This is a genomic window from Agrobacterium larrymoorei (assembly GCF_030819275.1).
Classification (GTDB): Bacteria; Pseudomonadota; Alphaproteobacteria; order Rhizobiales; family Rhizobiaceae; genus Agrobacterium; species Agrobacterium larrymoorei_B.
The window spans coordinates 1,564,588-1,581,684 of the sequence record NZ_JAUTBL010000001.1 but is presented as its reverse complement, the minus strand read 5'-3'; the positions used below and the strand labels follow the sequence as shown (position 1 = coordinate 1,581,684).

The window sequence follows — 17,097 nt, the reverse complement described above, 5'->3', positions numbered from 1 at the left end:
TAAACACAGTCGGTCTTGACGGGCTGTTCGGACAGCCTGCCCTCAACACTTCCCTTGTCCGCCAGCGTACAGTCCAGGTCAAAAATTTGCGTTTCGCCTCAAGCAGCGTACAATCCAAGCCACCATCGCCAGACTGTGATTATGACGTAGGCGGCGATGGCTAGGGGTTCATACGTGCTCTTGCCTGCCAAACAGGAGGTGACACGTGACAAACGTCGACCAAAATTATTTCCGCACCGATTCCATCCGCGAAGTTGTAACCAACATTGCTCAACGGTTTACTCCGGTCGATGCGGCGAGGAAACTTATCATCGAGCGCACGTTGCTGATCATTATGGACCGGCCCGAACTCGACCTCGGCGACCCGGTGAGAGAGCTTCTCCCCGTTATTCGCCAAGTCGCGCTTGATCACTTCCAAGTTAAAGACCGAGACCAGGTCAAGGAATCACATCGCCGACTGGGTTTAAAAACAAAGCCCGTGTGATCTTGCGAAGTTCGGCCACGTCTCCATTGAGATTGAAACCCTCTCGAACGAAATCCCTTTTGTTCGTGGAGATCGCTGCGAAAACAAACGGGATTTTCAGGTTATACAGCCTGTCAGCGATTTCAACGATGTCACAATCGTCGGCTCTGATGTCGATGATAACAGCGTCAGGTTCATGGAACGAAACGGCGCGAGACACGTCTTTAACACTCGCAACCGGCCCTATTATACTAACGCCTGATAGGGCGAATTGCCTCTTCGAGGCATCACAGACCCCTTCATGACCGTCCATAATCAGGATTTTCTTTTCTAGCAGGTAGAAAAAATCGTTAATCTGCATGGCGTCCTCTTCGGTTCGCCAACGGACCATATGAGGTCGTTTGCGGATAGTGTAGCCGAACATGCCTACGGCAGACTGGTTCCTTGCTTCTCGTCATCCAGCGGTAGGCGCGTGCCCCCGTGTCAGGCAGAGACTTGCTCCGACTTGAAATCCAGTGGCACCTCCCCATTTCTTGGGTGCCGGCTTTACCGGTGTGGAGGTTACGATGGCAGCAAGAACTTGGAATGCAGGTGGTTTTGGTGCGGACGCCTCGAACGATGCATCCGACTTGGAACGGCGTCTTCAGAAAATGCGCAGCCTGTCCAGTATATCCCGCCTCATGGATACGGCTATCGGCATTCCGGGTACGCGCCTCCGCTTCGGTGCAGATTCTGTGCTTGGCCTTGTTCCAATCCTTGGCGATGGGGCCGGCGCGCTCGTCGGTCTTTACATCGTTAACGAGGCGCGTCGCCTTGGCCTTCCCCGGGAAAAAATTGCGAAGATGATTGGCAATGTAGCCATGGATTCAGTCGTCGGTAGCGTGCCGCTTTTCGGCGACCTTTTCGACGTCTATTTCAAATCACATCGCCGCAATGTTCAGATCATACTCGATCATTTTGGTGTTCAGCCGGAAGACTTGCGGCGCAAGCGGTAAACGACCGACGTGCTGGGGATAAGCATTTGGGTTTGCAAGCCGGTTTGGCTGCGGCAGCTGGCGGTTTGGCCGCGTAGGCAAACTGCCTCCCTGGTGATGAGCTCCACCCAAACAAGGACTAGTTCCTCATTTGGCAGAGCCACTGGATAGCGTCATCCTTGGCCATAGCAGGTGCAAAAAGGTGACCCTGCATGAGTGGGCACCCCAAAGCCCGCATTGTCTGGAGATCGTCTTCCGTTTCCACACCCTCAGCGACAACATCGAAACCGTAAGCTTCGGAAACCCGCAAGACCGCATCGATAAGAGATCGGTGGGCCGACGCAAGCGTCGTCCCTGTGACCAACATCTTATCGATCTTTACGCGATCAGCACGGATTTGATGCAAAGACCCTAGCGATGAGTACCCAGTACCGAAGTCATCGATCGCGATACGGACACCAGCCTTCGAAAGGCGCTCGAGTTTTCGCTGAACAATTTTCAGATCAATAGCAACGTCCTCGGTAATCTCTAATTCAAGTACCGCAGGATCTAAAGCCATTTCCTCGAACGCCGAAAGGATCAGTTCATCTACGGCGAGTTGCGCAAGCTCGCGGGGAGAAACGTTGACAGCAATCCGCACGGCACCGGCATTGACCTCTTTCACCAGGAGCGCCATTTGGCACGCTTCATGGATGATGAAGCGAAGCAGCGGCTCAGAAAGCCCTGTCCTTGAAGCTATGTCGACGATAATGGGCGGAGCCACCCAGCCATGTTGCGCGTGATGCCAGCGTAAAAGTGCTTCGAATGTATCCGCCCGTTCTCCGCCATCTGCAACGATGGGTTGATAGTGGATTTCGAGTGTTTTGTGGGCCAGCGCCTTGGCGAGGTCCCTTTCAATGTCGCGGTAAAGTTCCGCCTGCTTCTGAAGTTCATCATCAAATAAACGCCAGCGATTACGGCCTTGCTTCTTGGCGGCGTAGAGAGCGGCGTCCGCGTAGGACATAGCTTCGTCGATCCGGTTCAAGGGGCCGATGTAAGCGCCTAAGCTTGCACCCACACGTCCCGGATCCATCTTCGGGAACGGGGCTGAAATAACCGTGACGAGTTGATTGGCAATGATCTCAGCATCTTCCTTTGAGGTTTGATGCCTGAACAGGATTGCAAATTCGTCGCCACCTATTCGCGCCAGTATCGCTCCCGGTGTTGCAACATCCTTAAGCCGTCGGGCCACCTCGAGCAAAATCTGATCGCCGGATTCGTGCCCATACGCGTCATTGACTGATTTAAAACCATCCAAGTCGACAAGCATCAGGCAACCGAGTTGATCCGTACCGCTCGATTGCCTGAAAGCATCCCGCAATCCTCGGCGATTGAACAGACCCGTCAGCGGATCCTGAGCCGCCATTCGTTGCATGTCCTCAGCAAACAGAGTTTTCTGCTGATTGGCGATCTCAAGGGATCGTGACAACGCAGTCGCTTGGTTTTTTAGCTTACTGTCGTTGATGATAAGCGCCTCACCCACTCGAGTGCTACGAATCTGCGCCGCTAAATAGAGAAGTACGGTTGCCGCTAGCACGTATCGATCAAACCCACCGGCTATGACGAGGCACACGATGACAGACAGCAAAGCTGGAGTGATGAAGCACATTGGAATGGGAGCGTAAGCGAAACCGTGCGTGACAGCGCCCGCGGTGATGCCACAGACCACGGTCAGGTAAAAAAGTGTATCGGATGACGTATACCAGTCACACAAGATGGGCACGAAGCCCCATACCAAACCAGATGAAAGAGCAAGGAAGGTGTGGATCTGAAGATGGCTGGAGACGCCAGGGTATGACAACCCTAGGACGGCCGAATTCGCGTGCACGCTGCGCTGTCGGACTGGAAGCCGGCAGAGGAGAAGGCGCGAGAGATTGATAATCGATGAGATAGCAAACCAGACGAGCGCTGTGATCGTCTTGTCAGAGTGGATCGCGACCAGCAAAGACGCCAATCCGAGCAACATATTAACCGGAATAGATATTGCGACGGTTTTTCTAACGGCGAATAGTTGATCCGTCAGGGTCGCGTCGCGCAAAGCAAGCTCAGTCATTCAAGTACCTGCTGAAATTAATAGCCTCCTCACCTCTAGACAATTGTCCCGCATATACGACGCCTCTTGCCGAGAGACGGATTATTCGACTACGCGCCGAGGCTTCAATCGGACCGCCCGGAAGCGTTAAGACGTACAGAAACTCAATTTTTTCGCTGCCTGATAGGAACGCCGCGTAAGTCGCGATGAGGATGAACAAATGACGTTTGGTTCAGACAACAGACCATTTCTGCTCTCAGTCACTACAAAGGGCTATCAACTTTAAAGTGTCGTATCGACGTTAGGCATATTGATGGTATCCTTACGATGGTCGAATTAACAATCATCGCGTCTCGTCACTACAAACTTAACTAAACTGATTTTGCGCGAGTGTTCCGAAAATGAGACCACCCACAGGTGCTCATCATTAGGGTAACGTCCTGTCTCACCTGTTGGGATCAATGCCACACTTCATAGAGATACCGCAGTCTGCCAGGGCCGAAGAGAAATATTATGCTGCCGCATATAACATCGATGTGACAGCGTGACTCACAATCCGACCCCTCCGGCAGACCGGCGCGGTTCACACCCAAAGATCGTAGGTAATACGTATGCCGCCCGGGTGGCATATGCTTAGGGCTGATCAGCGCCACTTGGCACGGCATCGCTTGGGAGAACGTCAGTCAAGCACTGTCTTAATAGCTGATCCCTCCGGCGGAAATCGAGCGCTCTATGGCGGCATTTCCATTGAACACGCGTGCAACCTTAGTGGTTAGCTGCCAAACTGGATCGGGAATCGGCAAAGGACTTGACGAAAGAAATCCCGGCTCGAAACGCTTGGATTGCGGTTCATGTATCGTGAACTGGGACAGGAGTCGGAACAGAGCCTCGGCTTCGCTGGCTAGACCACGCGCCGCCGCATATGTCTCCTCCACCATTGCAGCATTTTGCTGCGTCCCCTGATCCATCGTGTAGATTGCCGTGTTAATCTCTTTAAGACCGACTGCTTGCTCACGAGAGGCTTCTACAATTGTCGAAACGTTACGATCGACTTGAACCACTTGGCCGACGATCTTTTCTAAAGCCTTACCAGTTTCACCAACGAGGCGAACGCCGTCTTTAACGTGCTTGTCGGATGCACCTATCAAATCCTTGATCTCCTTGGCCGCCTTTGCCGTTCGCTGTGCGAGTTCGCGGACCTGTTGCGCGACAACGGCAAAACCTTTCCCCGTCTCACCGGCGCGCGCTGCTTCAACGCCTGCATTCAAGGCAAGCAGATTTGTCTGGAACGCGATCTCATCGATTACACCGATAATACTCGCGATCTCAGATGCAGAGGCCTCGATCTTGCCCATGGCTTCGATTGCCTGCCGAACAACATGCCCGGATTGCTCAGCATTGTCTTTCGTGTTGCGGACGAGCCGACCTGCCTCCTGAGCCCTGTTACTGGTATCCGAGACCGTGGTGGTGATCTCTTCCAGGGCTGAAGCAGTCTCCTACACCGACGCCGCTTGGTGCTCCGTGCGACGAGACAGATCGTCAGACGCGGTTCTGATCTCCTGCGAAGACGACGCAATCGCGCCGGCATTATCAGATGGGGTTGTACGAGGCCTGAATGAAAACCTTCTTTCCGCCCTTCCCGAGACGCATAAACTCTTCGGCTATGAACTCGCCGTTCGCCAATAGAGCCCAGAACTTGGAATACTCCTCGCTGCTGGAATAATCGTCTTCACAGAACATCGAGTGATGTCTCCCCTCGATCTCCGTCAACTCGTATCCAAGTGTATTTAGAAAGTTATGGTTGGCCGTCAGAATATCGCCTTGAGGCGTGAACTCGATTACTGCTTGGACGCGGGACAACGCGTCGAGCTTGCCTGCATCTTCGGCAGTTGTCAGCTTTTGCGCCGTGATGTCGGTCGCAAGTTTGATTATCTTGTAGGGTTTGTCACCTCTTAACACTGGATTATAGGAAGCCTCTGTCCAGACTTCCATACCGCCTTTGCCAATGCGCTTGTACTGACCCCGGCAAAAACGTCCCGCCGCTAAATCGCTCCAGAACTTGCTGTATTCGTCGCTTAATGCCTCGGCAGGATCCAGAAACATGCGATGATGTTGGCCGACGATCTCACTCAGTTCATAACCCAGCGTGGCACAGAAATTTTGGTTCGCTGTGAGGACTTTACCAGTGAGATCGAACTCGATCATTGCATGCGACTTGCTCACCGCAGCGAGAACAGCACTGGCGTCTGAGGAAAGACCTAACGAAATGATGCGCATAGAAAGCTCCATTTACGCCGGGTACCTTCGCCGACGCTCAATAGTTTGGTTGTGTCGATCAAGTGGATTCATTGAAATGAGCCGCAGCCGAATAACGGCAACGATCTCTCTTTATCGGAGGCGTTCGGGGTGGATGGTGGTGGACGGAGGAATGAAGAAACCCGAACCCCTCAATAACGGCCTCACGGTGTCCGGAGGACGGTCAATGCAAGCGGCGACGAGAACGCATGCTAGGCCAGCATGAGCCGATCCAAGATGCGATCTTCAACGTTTGCCAGCATAATTCTTGCTTTTCCTGCGGTTTTCGCTTTGTACAATGCCAAGTCGGCAAGTTTCATGACGGTTGCTGGTTCCGTAGGATGGACAGCTTGGGCAAGCCCGCCGCTAAACGTTATCGTAACGCCCGCGATTTTAAGTGAAGCCACGTCCTCAAGCATGCGTTGGAGCAGTTCTGTTGCTTGCTCCGCTGTCGTATCGACAAAGATCAAACCGAACTCCTCCCCACCTAACCTCCCGACAAGATGTGGGGATGCAAGTCGTCGAACAGTTGTGGCAAATTCAATCAACACCGCGTCGCCGACATCGTGGCCGTTCTGATCATTTATGCTCTTGAAATTATCGACGTCCACTATTGCAAACTGGACCATTCTCGGAGTGGGGGCGTCTAAAGCATCCGTGAGAGCTTGGAGTAGAGCGCGTCGGTTCAGGACCCCGGTCAGCGGATCTGTCATCGACAACGTGTGAAGGATCTCCTTGGTTCTGAAGACGCTTCTTAGGCAGCTCATTATCGTGCTATTCAAAAAAGTACCGACCGACACCGAGCAGACAATAGACGTTATGGTAAGCGGGTTCGCCAACAGCGCCAGTTGCGTCTGGTCACCTCCCACCATCATGCAGAAGATGATGAGCGCGCAGCTAGCGAGATAATCTGACTTACTGTTGAAAGCGAGTGCTGTACTTATGATCAATTGCGCGAGCACCGTGGGAATCCATTGATCACCGGCATCGCCCATAGCGTTGACTTCCATCCTAAACCCGCTGGCGAGCAGGCCTATGTAGACGAAACTGACTGGGCGAAAACGCGCATAATGCTTTATCCGTGAAATCCAGAAAAGAGTGACGAACAAGCCTCCGGTGATGGACCAAAAAATGAAACCGAGCTGGAATTGGAGGAAGGGGTTTAAAAACACGCTTAAAACCAGGCAGACCGGTCCGATCGCATATATGGCGCTTGAATGGACCCGCTGCCTGATTTTGTCGTCTAACGCCGCATTCCCGGAGTCGTCGATTGGAGTACCAATCTGCGTGACATCATGAGATTGAGGGCTTGCTCTCCAAGATCTACGCAAAGCTGCCATCATTAATCACCTGCCGGAACCCTAAAATTGTGAATCAAGCTCAAATTGGTTTGGACACTTGCATCGTTCCAATCAGCGCAGGAATACTGTGAACGCGATCAATCCTAATAGTAATTGATAAATACAATCATAAATAAAATAAAAATTACCATTATTAAAATGAGCAATTAATGCTCACTTTATGTAAAAAAGAGCAATTAAGCACCAAAAATCAAAATATAAAATCGAATATCATCAGATACGCTTACACATCATGATCATCATTGATCCGGAGAGAAAACAGAGTTATTAGCTAAACTCAAAGATTTGCAGTGTGATAACGACCGAATACACGCATGGAAAATGCTCTGAGGCTTTCACAAACAGCCGAAATGCGCTTACGCGCCATTGAAGACAGGTTTGAAATCGGCACATGGAGCTGGGAGATCAGTTCATCTGTCGTGACTTGGTCGCCAGGGTTGTACAAAATCCTTGGGGTAGACCCAGCCGTGGTTGTTCCGTCATTGGACTTCTATCAATCCCTCGTGCACCCGGACGACCAACTCGACTTCAGCGACGCGACAGGCCTCGCAAGCGAAAAGCGGCTTCAAGACCGGACATTCAGGATCATCAGGCCTGACGGCACCCTGCGGTGGTTACGCAGTAAAGGGCAGCCTATCTTTGATCGCGGCGGCGGGATCGTTGCCATGTTTGGTGTTGCGGCTGATGTCACCGAGTCCAGATTAGTGGAGGAGGACCGAAAGCGAAAAGCTGATCTGAACCACTGCTTTGCGCAACTGCTCGGAGGCAATTTATGGCGCGCCTATTCGGATGGGAGGTTGATCGAAACGACAGGGTGGTCAAAGCTCACGGGTGAAAGCCCCAGCCAAGCCAGAAACTGGGATAACCTGTCTTCAATCCACCCTGACGATAGAAATCTCTTCCGAGAGGCTTGGTCTCTTGCGATTGAAACACGGAGCAAGTTCGAGGCTTGCATTCGCGTTAAAACGGTCGAAGGGAGTTATGTACGACTGAAGAATGTCGCGGTCCCACTCATGTTAGAGGAAGGTTCTCTCGTTGAATGGATTGGGTGCGCCTCCTTTGCGGAGAATGTCGAAACCAGAAGCGGTACACTGGATATCCAAGCCGAACAAATACGTGCGGCGCGCGCCATGCTCGGTTGGTCGGCCTTACAGCTAAGTCGCAACTCAGGCGTGTCTTTCTCGACGGTGCGGAGGATAGAAGTCTCGACTGAAAACATCCGATCCGTATCGCTTTGCCGGATTCGATCTTGCTTGGAGGCGGAAGGCGTCAGGTTTTCTTCCAGCTTTGACGGAACGATGTCAGTGTCCCTGCGGAAACGAGATCAGAGGTAGGCCGTCGGGCGGGTTCCCTGGCAAACCATCTCCATGAGATAATCTCGCACTCAGGCTCACGCCTTTCTTTTGCTATTCCACACTTAAAGCGTGTCGCGATCTTTTAGATTCGCTCATACGCTTTAGGTCCTTGTTTTACCGCATGTCATTATCATACGGCGGTAGAGGTGAAACTCTCAATGAACTTGCCTGTCGAATGACCCGCTCGAGCAAGCCCGAACGGGGACCGAAGGCCTCCCGAACTAAAGGTTCACGACGTTCGGGGGGAGAAGACCTTCGAAATGCGCGGCAAGGTTTTTGAGTACGAGATTGCCCATAGAAATCCGGGTCTCGTATGTAGCGCTGCCTTGATGCGGCATAAGAACTGTGTTCGGCGCGGTGAAGAATTCTCGTCGAATGTTGGGCTCGTTCACGAACACATCGAGACCGGCTGCCGCAATAGTCCCACTGTTCAGCGCCGCCAGTAGTGCATCTTCATCAACGACATTTCCGCGGGCGACATTAATGAGCACCCCCTTCTCGCCGAGAGCTTTTAACACCTCGGCGTTAACGATGTTCTGGGTGGACGGCGTGGCCGCAACGCAGACGGCCAGGATATCGCTTTCTCCAGCGAGTTCGGTTGTAGATGCAAATTTTCTCCAATGGGTGCCAGCGACGTCTGAACGGTTCCAGTACTGAACCACCATGCCGAATGCCTCGGCACGCTCACCGAGGGCCTTTCCAATCTGTCCCAGTCCAAGGATACCGAGCCGTTTTCCCTTCGGACTGCGACCAAGAGGAAATCCTTGGTTAGACCAATGTCCCTCTCTGACGAAGCGATCCCCCTCCGGCACGCGGCGCAGTACCGCAAGTGTCAGCGCAATGCCGAGATCCGCGACATCGTCTGTCAGGACACCGGGCGTCGTGGTGACGTGAATTCCCCGATCACGCGTGAATTTCAAATCCACCTTATCGGTGCCAACACCGTTTATGGCGATAACTTCAAGAGCCGGGAGCTTCTGCATCCATTCCGGCGACAGGCCACTGCCACCACCCGTCACAACCGCGCGAACATCTGGCAGAGCCCGTTCGACGGTATCGACCTCAGTGGGCCGATAGGCGCGATGGACTGTATATTTTGCTTCCAGCTCTTCTTCGATCGAGGTCATCAGAGGCTCGATGAGCAGTATATGCGGTTTCATATCCTGACCAATTCCATATGAGTACAATTGTCGAGCCACCACTGGCTCATTCGTCTTCCGGCCGATGGAACATTCATCTCAGGCTCTCGGGCTTCTTGGGTTCTGCAACACGCCCGGTCGAACCGCGCACGATCAGGGACGTCTTGGTGATCGTCGTCTGGCTGATGGCGTGGCCCTCTTGGATACTGCCGAGCACGAGCCTTGCCGCTTTCTCACCCAATTGACGGGCTTGCGTATCAACCGTCGTCAAGGGCGGCATCGAAAAGGCGGCATCGGCGACATTGTCGAAGCCGACAACCGAAACGTCATGGCCGACCTTGAGGCCAAGACGCTCTAATCCGTTCATCGCCCCCATGGCGACGACATCGTTGAAGCATATAAAGGCGGTCGGCAGTGCAGCGCTTCGGTGCAACTCGGTTACAGCCTCGGCAGCACCTGCGCGGCGCAAAACACACGGCACATGCTTTGGTTCAAGCCCCCGCTCCAGCATGGAGGACCGATAGCCGCGAAAACGCTCCTTGGCCGCGGAATGGATGAGCTCGCCTCCGAGAAAGACGATGTCCTTATGACCGAGCTCATGGAGATGGCTTACGGCCAGCGAAACACCGTCGGCATAATCAATCCCCAGATAGCTTGTTTCATCGTCCATGCGCCTGAGCACCTGAAGAACACGCAAGCCAGACCGCGAAAGGCTTTCAGTGGTGGCGTTATCGGAGTCATTGGTCGGACAAACGATCACCGCATCCACATTGTGTTCGTGCATTCTCCGCAATATCTTTTCCTGGCTGGCGGCAGATTCCCAGGAGTTTCCGAGGAGCGAAATCCAGCCAGCTTCATTGAGGACCTGATCGACACCAGCGGTCAGGTCGGCGAAGAACGGGTTGGTCAAATCCGGAATGATGATGCCGACAAGATTACTGAGCTTTGCACGAATTGCCGCAGTGCGGTTGTAGACATAGCCGATCCGGTCTGCAGCTTCCCGCACGATGATATTTGTACGCTCTGCCACGAGGTCGCTATTTCTGAGCACCAAAGATACCGTGGAACGCGAGACCCCCGCAACTTTCGCAACGTCATCAATGGCAGGCTGTAGTGCCCGCCGGATAGGGTGTAAGTGCCGACACCGTAATATTTTGCGGGATCGGGCAGTTCGAAGCCTTGCGCGAAGTTGGTGTAGACCTGCTGGGTGTCCGACAGGCTGTATGTCGCCCCGGCATTGAACAGGAAAGCGTCGTAGTTGACAGAACCACCGGCAATGGCATCCGCCGACTGCGCCGTCCCTTGCAGGATCGCCACCTGTTGCACCGCGCCGACGAAATCGCCGACATTCGTATAGACATGCTGGTAACGGGCGCCGCCACTCAGCGTCAGCGCGTCGGTCAATTCATAGGACACGTCGACGAAGCCAGCGATCGTGGACACGTCGATCTTCGGATAAAGGCCAGTCACGCCGATCGTGTCGAAATCCAAGGCGCCGGAGCGCATCGCGGTCAACATATCAAAAATGTTCTGGCTGGACGAAAAAGAATCACGGTCGGCGTCGATGCCGTAGGTGAGCTTCAACCGGTCAGCCGGCTCGGAAACCATCGCAGCCTTGAAACCGTAATAGTCGGTGTCCTGCGAACTGCCGAAGAAATAGGTCGAGGAAGGGAACGGATGGAACTGCACGCGCTCGGAGCGATAGAAACCCTGCAGCAACAGGTTCTGGCCGAGAAAATCGTCGTCGGTGTAGGTCGCGTTGACCATGGCTCGGCGGGTGGCTGGGTCGAAATCGGAGCTGTAGCCGTCTCGGGTCTCGAACAGCCGCGGATTTCGGATCGCTGCGAGATTCTGGCCGAAATAGATGCCGTAATCGGAGCTTTGCTCGCTGTCATAATATTGCCCGCCGATTTCAAAACGTCGGCTGGCATCGATCTGGTAGCCGATCGAGCCCATTACGTCTATGCGCTGCGTCGATGCGGTCGAGGTCTGGGTGATGTCGGGAACCAGCAATGTGCCGCTGCCGTCATAATAATTGCCGGTGCGGCTGGTCGAGACGGAAAAGCGCGCGTCCCAGTCGTCCTTGTTATAGGTCACGGCGGCCGAGCCAGATCGGTCGAAATCCCCTGAGCCGCGAAAGCCGCTTTCGACGCCTGTGGTGATCTCGGCATGCAGCCCGTCTTGCGCGTCCTTTCCCTTCTTGGTGATAATATTGATGATGCCGCCGGTGGCGTTGCCGCCATAGATTGCGATGGCGCCAGACAGCACTTCCACACGCTCGATGTTGAACGGGTCGATGGAGTCGAATTGGCGGCTGACACCGCGCGCCGAGTTCAGCGAAACGCCGTCGATCAGGACCAGGGCAGTGCGCCCGCGCAGGTTCTGGCCGTAAGAGCTGCGCGCACCGTAGCTGGCGGCGTCGAAGCTCGGAATCTCAGCGGCGAGGATCTGTTGCAGGCTTTCGCCGGAGCGGGCCCGTGACTGGATCTCATCCGCCTCGACCACATGCACAGTCTTGGCCGTCTGCGAAATCTGCTGCGGCGCGCGGCCCGCTGTTATGGTGATGGTCTGCAACACTGTTGCACTGCCATCCTGTTGTGCCTCGCCCGCGTCCTGCCCACGCGCCTCGGCCACCAGGGCGACGGTAATAATCGAAACACCAAGCGCCAATGTCCCACGCATGAATAACCCCCAAAATCGACGGTCCCGCTTTCCGAAACAGGTCGTTGCAAAACAAGATTTTCGCAGTCATCTTTATACAAGCCGTCCTTGGAAAGCGCAGATTGAGGCGAACCGAACTTGGACGAGAACGAACCGAACGGGATTTTTGCACAGTGAAGCATGCCGCCAACCTCACTCCCCTGCGCTTCGGCGCGGCCGCCGACCGCCCGGTAGCGAGGGACGCCACACAACCGATGTGGCGGATGATTCTCTCGGAGATGCTTGGCGAGGTCGAGCACGATGGTCCAGCGCCGGAGGACGACATTCCCGGTCTGTTCTGGGGACGGCTCGGCCTGTCCCTGACGACGCTCTATCCTCGTCCCACGCCGGTTCGCATCGCGTCCTCGGGTCTGACAGGACCGGGCATCGTCATCCTGCGCGCCATGGAAGGGCCACTTCGCGTCGCGCAGGGGCCGCGCACCGTTCTGGCCGCTCGGTCGGAAGTCGTGTTTGCCGCCGCCGACCAGCCGCTGTCAATCGAGCTTTCCGAAGGCGGGCGGCTGGATTGTGCGCACCTGTCCGACCATGTCCTCGGGCCCGCGGCAAGCCAGATGTCGGTCTTGATGCTGCGGCCGATTTCAAACGACTGCCTGCCTCTGCAACTGTTGATCTGCTATGCTGGCTATATGTTGCAGCAGCCGCACCAGACAGATGGCCATGCGGACATGATGGTCAGGCATTTCTACCAGCTTCTACCTGTGCTGATCGCCGAACTTGCCGCTGGAGTCGCACGCGGCGGGCGGCCGGATCGGTTATCCGCCATCAAGCAGTCGGTCGGCGCGCATCTCTCCGACAGCGGATTTTCGCTGGCCGACGTCGCCCACAGCGAGCGGATTTCGGCGCGAGCGGTGCAGAAACTGTTCCATCGAGAGGGTACGACCTTCTCCCGCTATCTTCTGGAGCGGCGACTGGAGGCGGCTCGGCAGGCGCTTCTGCTGCGCGGCCCGGGTGAGGCGATTATGCAGATCGCCTTCGATTGCGGCTTCGATGACCCCGCTTATTTCAGCCGAGCGTTTCGCAAGCGCTACGGAATGCGTCCGACGGACATGCGCCGGTCGGCAAGGCTGGCCTCCCAGGCGCCAGCGATAAATCGCTAAATGGATACAGGCTGCGGCGCGAGTATCTCCATGAACATCGCCAGTTATGATAACGACCGCTCCAGCCATCGTTCCGCTCATCAAGCCCGACCAAAAAATGATCGCGAAGACGGGACGCCTGACGGCGCCCCGCATTTCTCAAAATCTCAACTCCAGGCATGGAGCGGCGGCTTCTCACCGTTCAGAAAATACTTGCCGAGAATTGAATATTTCCATCGTACCGGATCGTGCAGCGTGTGGGTGCGGGCATTGCGCCAATGACGATCGAGGTGGTGCTCAGCGAGCGTAGACCGCGTGCCCGCCAGCTCGAAGAGCTTGTTGGTCGCTGCAATGGCAATTTCCGTCGAGAGGATCTTCGCTTCGGCAGTGACGATCTGGGCCTCAGCAACCGTTTCAGCATTTGGGTTCTGGATCGCTCGGTCAATGGCGTAACCGGCCTTTTCCAGCAGAGCCTGCGCGGCGTGCAGGCGCAGCGTCAAATCGCCGACCGCCTGGATCGTGTAGGGATCGTCCCAGGCGTTGTCTACGCCGCTGTCGACCCAGGCGCGGCTCTTGGTGCGCACGAAGGAAACGGTCTCATCGATCGCCGCCTGCGCAATCCCGGTATCGACCGCGACCTGGATAATCTGGAAAATCGCACCATCGGCGGTCGGCTCCGCATAGCCCTTGTAGCCGGGGACCAGATGGGTCTTGGGCACTTTGACATTGTTCAGGATCACAGTGCCGGACAATGTCGTCCGCTGCCCGAAGGATGACCAGTCATCGATCACGGTCAATCCGGGTGCGTCGCGCTCGGCAATCGCATACCAGGCCCGGCCTTCATCATCGAGCGCAACGATCGGCACGAGATGGGCGAGAAGTGCACCGGAGGAGTAAAATTTCTGGCCGTTGACGATCACATGGTCGCCAGCATCGACAAACTTCGTCTCGAAATCCGCCGCCCGTTTGGAGCCGAATTCGGAGAAGGCATTGCCGAAGCGCGTTCCCTTCAATACCTCGGTGAACAGCAGTTTCTGCTGCGCTTCGTCGGAAACCGTGCGGATCGCCGCGACGACGCCGAGATGGTTCTGCGCGATCTGGCCGATAGAGGAATCGGCCGCAGAAACGATCTCGATCACCTTGGCGAGCGTCGCATAAGAGACCTCCGGACCGCCGAATGCCTTCGGCACGTTGATCGACCAGAGACCGCTCTGCGAGAAGGCATCGAGTTCCTTCACCGGCCAGATACGATCGCGGTCGCGAAGGGCTGCACCCGGGGCTATTTCGGCGGCCAGTTTCTTCGCGACTTCGATCGCCTCGGCGTCACTCTTGATGATGTGTGCCGGCTCGCTCGGCCGCGACACGGCCGGAACGCCTTGAGCCGCATCTTTCGTCTTGATGTTGGAAATGGTCATGCCACGTCTCCTTTTTCCTTTGATTTTCAGTGAATGTGCGCGACAGGCGCCGCCGGCTTCTGGCCTAGGTAAAAAGCTTTCACGTCATCCCGCGCCTTGAGTTCGGCAGCCGTGCCGGACAGCACGCTCACCCCGTTCTCCAAAACAATGGCACGGTCGGCATAGGTCAGCGCGACTGCTGAGTTTTGTTCGGCAACCAGAATCGAAAGACCTTCTTCGCGGTTGAGGCGCTTCAGTGTGCGGAAAATGTCCTGCACGATAAGAGGCGCCAGCCCCATCGACGGTTCGTCTAGCACCAGCAGTCGCGGCCGCGACATCAGCGCCCGACCGATGGCGGTCATCTGCTGCTCGCCGCCCGAAGTAAGGCCGGAAAGCACCCGGCGCTTTTCCTTAAGCCTAGGAAAATGCGCGTAAATTTTCTCTAGATCGGTCGCAATTTCGGTGCGCGTGGCGGACCGGCCAAGACCGCCGGAGACCAGATTTTCCTCGACCGTCAGCGTCTTGAAGCAATGGCGACCTTCGAGCACCTGTACAAGACCGAGACGGACGAGGCTTGCCGGAGTTTCGCGCGTGACATCACGCCCGTCAAACAGGATAGGGCCAGCAAGCACCTGCCCGCGTTCAGCCGGAAGGAGGTTGGAAACCGCCTTCAGCGTCGTCGACTTGCCAGCACCGTTCGCGCCGAGCAGGGCAAGAATTTCCCCTCGCCCCAGCGAAAGCGTGACGCCTTGCAAAGCGGTGATGGCATGATTGTAGGTTGCATGGAGACCCTCCACAGTGAGCAGCCTGTTCGCGTTGGTCATCACGATCTCCTTGGCGCGTTTCGAACGTTGTGGCCGGACCGTGAGGAAACCTGGCCCGGCCAAGCGAACATCAGTTCGTCACGGAATTCGCGTCTTCCGAGGTCCGAAGCTTGATGCCCTTTTCCGCCGCATAGGCCTCGGAGGACTTCTCGATGATCGGGCGTAGCAGAGCCCAGTCCGGCGCAATCCAATCGGAAACCACATTCCACTTCTTGCCGTCCCACTGCTGGAACGTCACGTAGCCGTTGCCCTCATGGTTGTCCCAGGTGACGTTGATCGAGTGAAAGAGATCCTTGGCACCCAATGCCTCCACACGGGCAGGGTCGAGCTGCAGATGCTCGAAGCCCCAGCGAACCTCGTCCCCGGTCAATGTCCGCTTGCCGAATTTCTCCTGGGCGATGCGCACGGCCTCGACATTCAGGATACCGTTGACGATACCGAGATTGTGGTAGACGGAGCCAATGCGGCTCTTGTCATCAAGGTTGCCCTTGCCGGCGTCGTAGACGGTCTTCACGATTTCCTTGACCACAGGATATTCGGCGCCGGATGCCTGGGTCGTGATGGCGGTATAGCCCTTGGCCGCATCTCCAGCTGGAATGACGTCCTCTTCCGAGTTGGACCAGACATTGCCGATGATGTGATCGACCGGGAAACCGGTCTTTGCCGCCGTCTTCAACGCCACCGGGTTCATCACGCCCCAACCGCGCAGCACGACGTAATCCGGCTTGGCACGGCGTATCGTCAGCCACTGAGACTGCTGCTCGTTGCCCGGATGCGGGACTTCGATCTGCTGGAGGTCGAAGCCATACTTCTTGGACAGAAGCTCGTAGATCGGGATCGTTTCCTTGCCATAGGGCGAGCCGTGATAGAGCACGACGATCTTCTTGCCCTTCAGTCCCTCAAGCCCGCCTTCCTTGGAGGCGATATAATTCACGATGCCGGAGGTTTCGCTGTAGGGGTTGAGCAGCAACGGGAAAACATAGGGAAAAACGCGGCCATCCGTCGAATCCGTGCGACCGTGATTGATGGTGATGAGCGGCACCTTGTCCTGGGTGATGCGATCGATCATGGCATAGGCGATGCCGACCGACAGCGGGTTCCAGGCTGCAACACCGGGATTGCTCTTCAGTCGTTCATATGCCTCGACACCTCGTTCGACCTCGTACTGCGTTTCGGCCTCGGACCAGGTCAGCTTGACGCCGTTGACACCGCCGTCCCTGATATTGATGAGGTTGAGATAATCGATGAACCCACCGAAAAAGCCCGTGCCACCCGCGGCATAGGGCCCGACGCGGTAGCTCTGGAGGGGAAAGTACTGTTCATCGGCCAAGGCCGGGACGGCGATGGACGCGAGGCTGATTCCGGCAGCGAAGGCCGCGGCTTTGATTTTCTTATAAAAGGTCATATCTGGACACACTCCGTCT

General features: G+C 55.7%; 12 protein-coding genes and 2 pseudogenes. 4 read left to right on the top strand and 10 right to left on the bottom strand.

Features of this window, described 5'->3' with window-relative positions; translation table 11 throughout:
• Window positions 1-205: 205 nt before the first annotated feature.
• Window positions 206-484: a hypothetical protein gene (locus QE408_RS07220; protein ID WP_306929715.1), complete on the top strand. Its 279-nt coding sequence runs from the start codon at window positions 206-208 to the stop codon at window positions 482-484.
• Here the strand turns inward: QE408_RS07220 and QE408_RS07215 are convergent.
• The gene (locus tag QE408_RS07215; RefSeq protein WP_306929714.1) at window positions 438-824 is read right to left on the bottom strand and encodes a hypothetical protein; all 387 of its coding nucleotides are present in this window, start codon (window positions 822-824) and stop codon (window positions 438-440) included. The genes QE408_RS07220 and QE408_RS07215 overlap by 47 nt on opposite strands.
• A gap of 205 nt (window positions 825-1,029) precedes the next feature.
• Between QE408_RS07215 and QE408_RS07210 the strand changes: the two genes are divergently transcribed.
• Window positions 1,030-1,458: a DUF4112 domain-containing protein gene (locus QE408_RS07210; RefSeq protein WP_306929712.1), complete on the top strand. Its 429-nt coding sequence runs from the start codon at window positions 1,030-1,032 to the stop codon at window positions 1,456-1,458.
• Between the two features lie 118 nt (window positions 1,459-1,576).
• Here QE408_RS07210 and QE408_RS07205 read toward each other — a convergent pair whose 3' ends face one another.
• The 3 genes and pseudogenes from QE408_RS07205 to QE408_RS07195 all read right to left on the bottom strand — a co-directional run bounded on the left by QE408_RS07205 (window position 1,577) and on the right by QE408_RS07195 (window position 7,146).
• A complete protein-coding gene (locus QE408_RS07205; protein ID WP_306929710.1) occupies window positions 1,577-3,529 on the bottom strand; it encodes a putative bifunctional diguanylate cyclase/phosphodiesterase in 1,953 nt (650 codons plus the stop codon).
• 674 nt (window positions 3,530-4,203) lie between these two features.
• A pseudogene (locus QE408_RS07200) lies at window positions 4,204-5,785 on the bottom strand (methyl-accepting chemotaxis protein).
• A gap of 230 nt (window positions 5,786-6,015) precedes the next feature.
• Complete coding sequence (locus QE408_RS07195; RefSeq protein ID WP_306929708.1) at window positions 6,016-7,146, bottom strand: GGDEF domain-containing protein; 1,131 nt, start codon at window positions 7,144-7,146, stop codon at window positions 6,016-6,018.
• 332 nt (window positions 7,147-7,478) lie between these two features.
• Between QE408_RS07195 and QE408_RS07190 the strand changes: the two genes are divergently transcribed.
• Entirely contained in the window at window positions 7,479-8,498 is a 1,020-nt protein-coding gene (locus QE408_RS07190) for a PAS domain-containing protein (protein ID WP_306929706.1), read from the top strand.
• Window positions 8,499-8,740: 242 nt separating this feature from the next.
• Here QE408_RS07190 and QE408_RS07185 read toward each other — a convergent pair whose 3' ends face one another.
• The 3 genes and pseudogenes from QE408_RS07185 to QE408_RS07175 all read right to left on the bottom strand — a co-directional run.
• Complete coding sequence (locus QE408_RS07185; protein ID WP_306930247.1) at window positions 8,741-9,679, bottom strand: 2-hydroxyacid dehydrogenase; 939 nt, start codon at window positions 9,677-9,679, stop codon at window positions 8,741-8,743.
• Between the two features lie 73 nt (window positions 9,680-9,752).
• Complete coding sequence (locus tag QE408_RS07180; protein WP_373465517.1) at window positions 9,753-10,688, bottom strand: LacI family DNA-binding transcriptional regulator; 936 nt, start codon at window positions 10,686-10,688, stop codon at window positions 9,753-9,755.
• Between the two features lie 74 nt (window positions 10,689-10,762).
• Window positions 10,763-12,340: pseudogene (locus tag QE408_RS07175) on the bottom strand (TonB-dependent receptor); the annotation flags it as partial.
• Window positions 12,341-12,492: 152 nt separating this feature from the next.
• On the opposite strand from QE408_RS07175, the gene QE408_RS07170 reads away from it, so the two are divergent.
• Window positions 12,493-13,476 (top strand): AraC family transcriptional regulator, encoded by a 984-nt coding sequence (locus QE408_RS07170; protein WP_306929703.1) that lies wholly within the window; start codon window positions 12,493-12,495, stop codon window positions 13,474-13,476.
• 146 nt (window positions 13,477-13,622) lie between these two features.
• On the opposite strand, the gene QE408_RS07165 is transcribed toward QE408_RS07170, so the two are convergent.
• The 3 genes from QE408_RS07165 to QE408_RS07155 all read right to left on the bottom strand — a co-directional run bounded on the left by QE408_RS07165 (window position 13,623) and on the right by QE408_RS07155 (window position 17,078).
• On the bottom strand, window positions 13,623-14,870 hold the full coding sequence (locus QE408_RS07165) for an SfnB family sulfur acquisition oxidoreductase (protein WP_306929701.1): 1,248 nt from the start codon (window positions 14,868-14,870) through the stop codon (window positions 13,623-13,625).
• A gap of 26 nt (window positions 14,871-14,896) precedes the next feature.
• Window positions 14,897-15,673 carry an ABC transporter ATP-binding protein gene (locus QE408_RS07160; RefSeq protein WP_306929700.1) on the bottom strand — a complete coding sequence of 259 codons (777 nt, stop codon included), beginning with the start codon at window positions 15,671-15,673 and terminating at the stop codon, window positions 14,897-14,899.
• Window positions 15,674-15,743: 70 nt separating this feature from the next.
• Window positions 15,744-17,078 carry an ABC transporter substrate-binding protein gene (locus QE408_RS07155; protein WP_306929699.1) on the bottom strand — a complete coding sequence of 445 codons (1,335 nt, stop codon included), beginning with the start codon at window positions 17,076-17,078 and terminating at the stop codon, window positions 15,744-15,746.
• Window positions 17,079-17,097: the final 19 nt, after the last annotated feature.

What these genes read in the sequence shown, in the direction of transcription:
- QE408_RS07205 (WP_306929710.1), bottom strand. Translation starts at nt 3,529, where the DNA reads ATGACTGAGCTTGCTTTGCGCGACGCGACCCTGACGGATCAACTATTC.
- QE408_RS07215 (WP_306929714.1), bottom strand. Translation starts at nt 824, where the DNA reads ATGCAGATTAACGATTTTTTCTACCTGCTAGAAAAGAAAATCCTGATT.
- QE408_RS07160 (WP_306929700.1), bottom strand. Translation starts at nt 15,673, where the DNA reads ATGACCAACGCGAACAGGCTGCTCACTGTGGAGGGTCTCCATGCAACC.
- QE408_RS07190 (WP_306929706.1), top strand. Translation starts at nt 7,479, where the DNA reads ATGGAAAATGCTCTGAGGCTTTCACAAACAGCCGAAATGCGCTTACGC.
- QE408_RS07165 (WP_306929701.1), bottom strand. Translation starts at nt 14,870, where the DNA reads ATGACCATTTCCAACATCAAGACGAAAGATGCGGCTCAAGGCGTTCCG.
- QE408_RS07210 (WP_306929712.1), top strand. Translation starts at nt 1,030, where the DNA reads ATGGCAGCAAGAACTTGGAATGCAGGTGGTTTTGGTGCGGACGCCTCG.
- QE408_RS07185 (WP_306930247.1), bottom strand. Translation starts at nt 9,679, where the DNA reads ATGAAACCGCATATACTGCTCATCGAGCCTCTGATGACCTCGATCGAA.
- QE408_RS07155 (WP_306929699.1), bottom strand. Translation starts at nt 17,078, where the DNA reads ATGACCTTTTATAAGAAAATCAAAGCCGCGGCCTTCGCTGCCGGAATC.
- QE408_RS07195 (WP_306929708.1), bottom strand. Translation starts at nt 7,146, where the DNA reads ATGATGGCAGCTTTGCGTAGATCTTGGAGAGCAAGCCCTCAATCTCAT.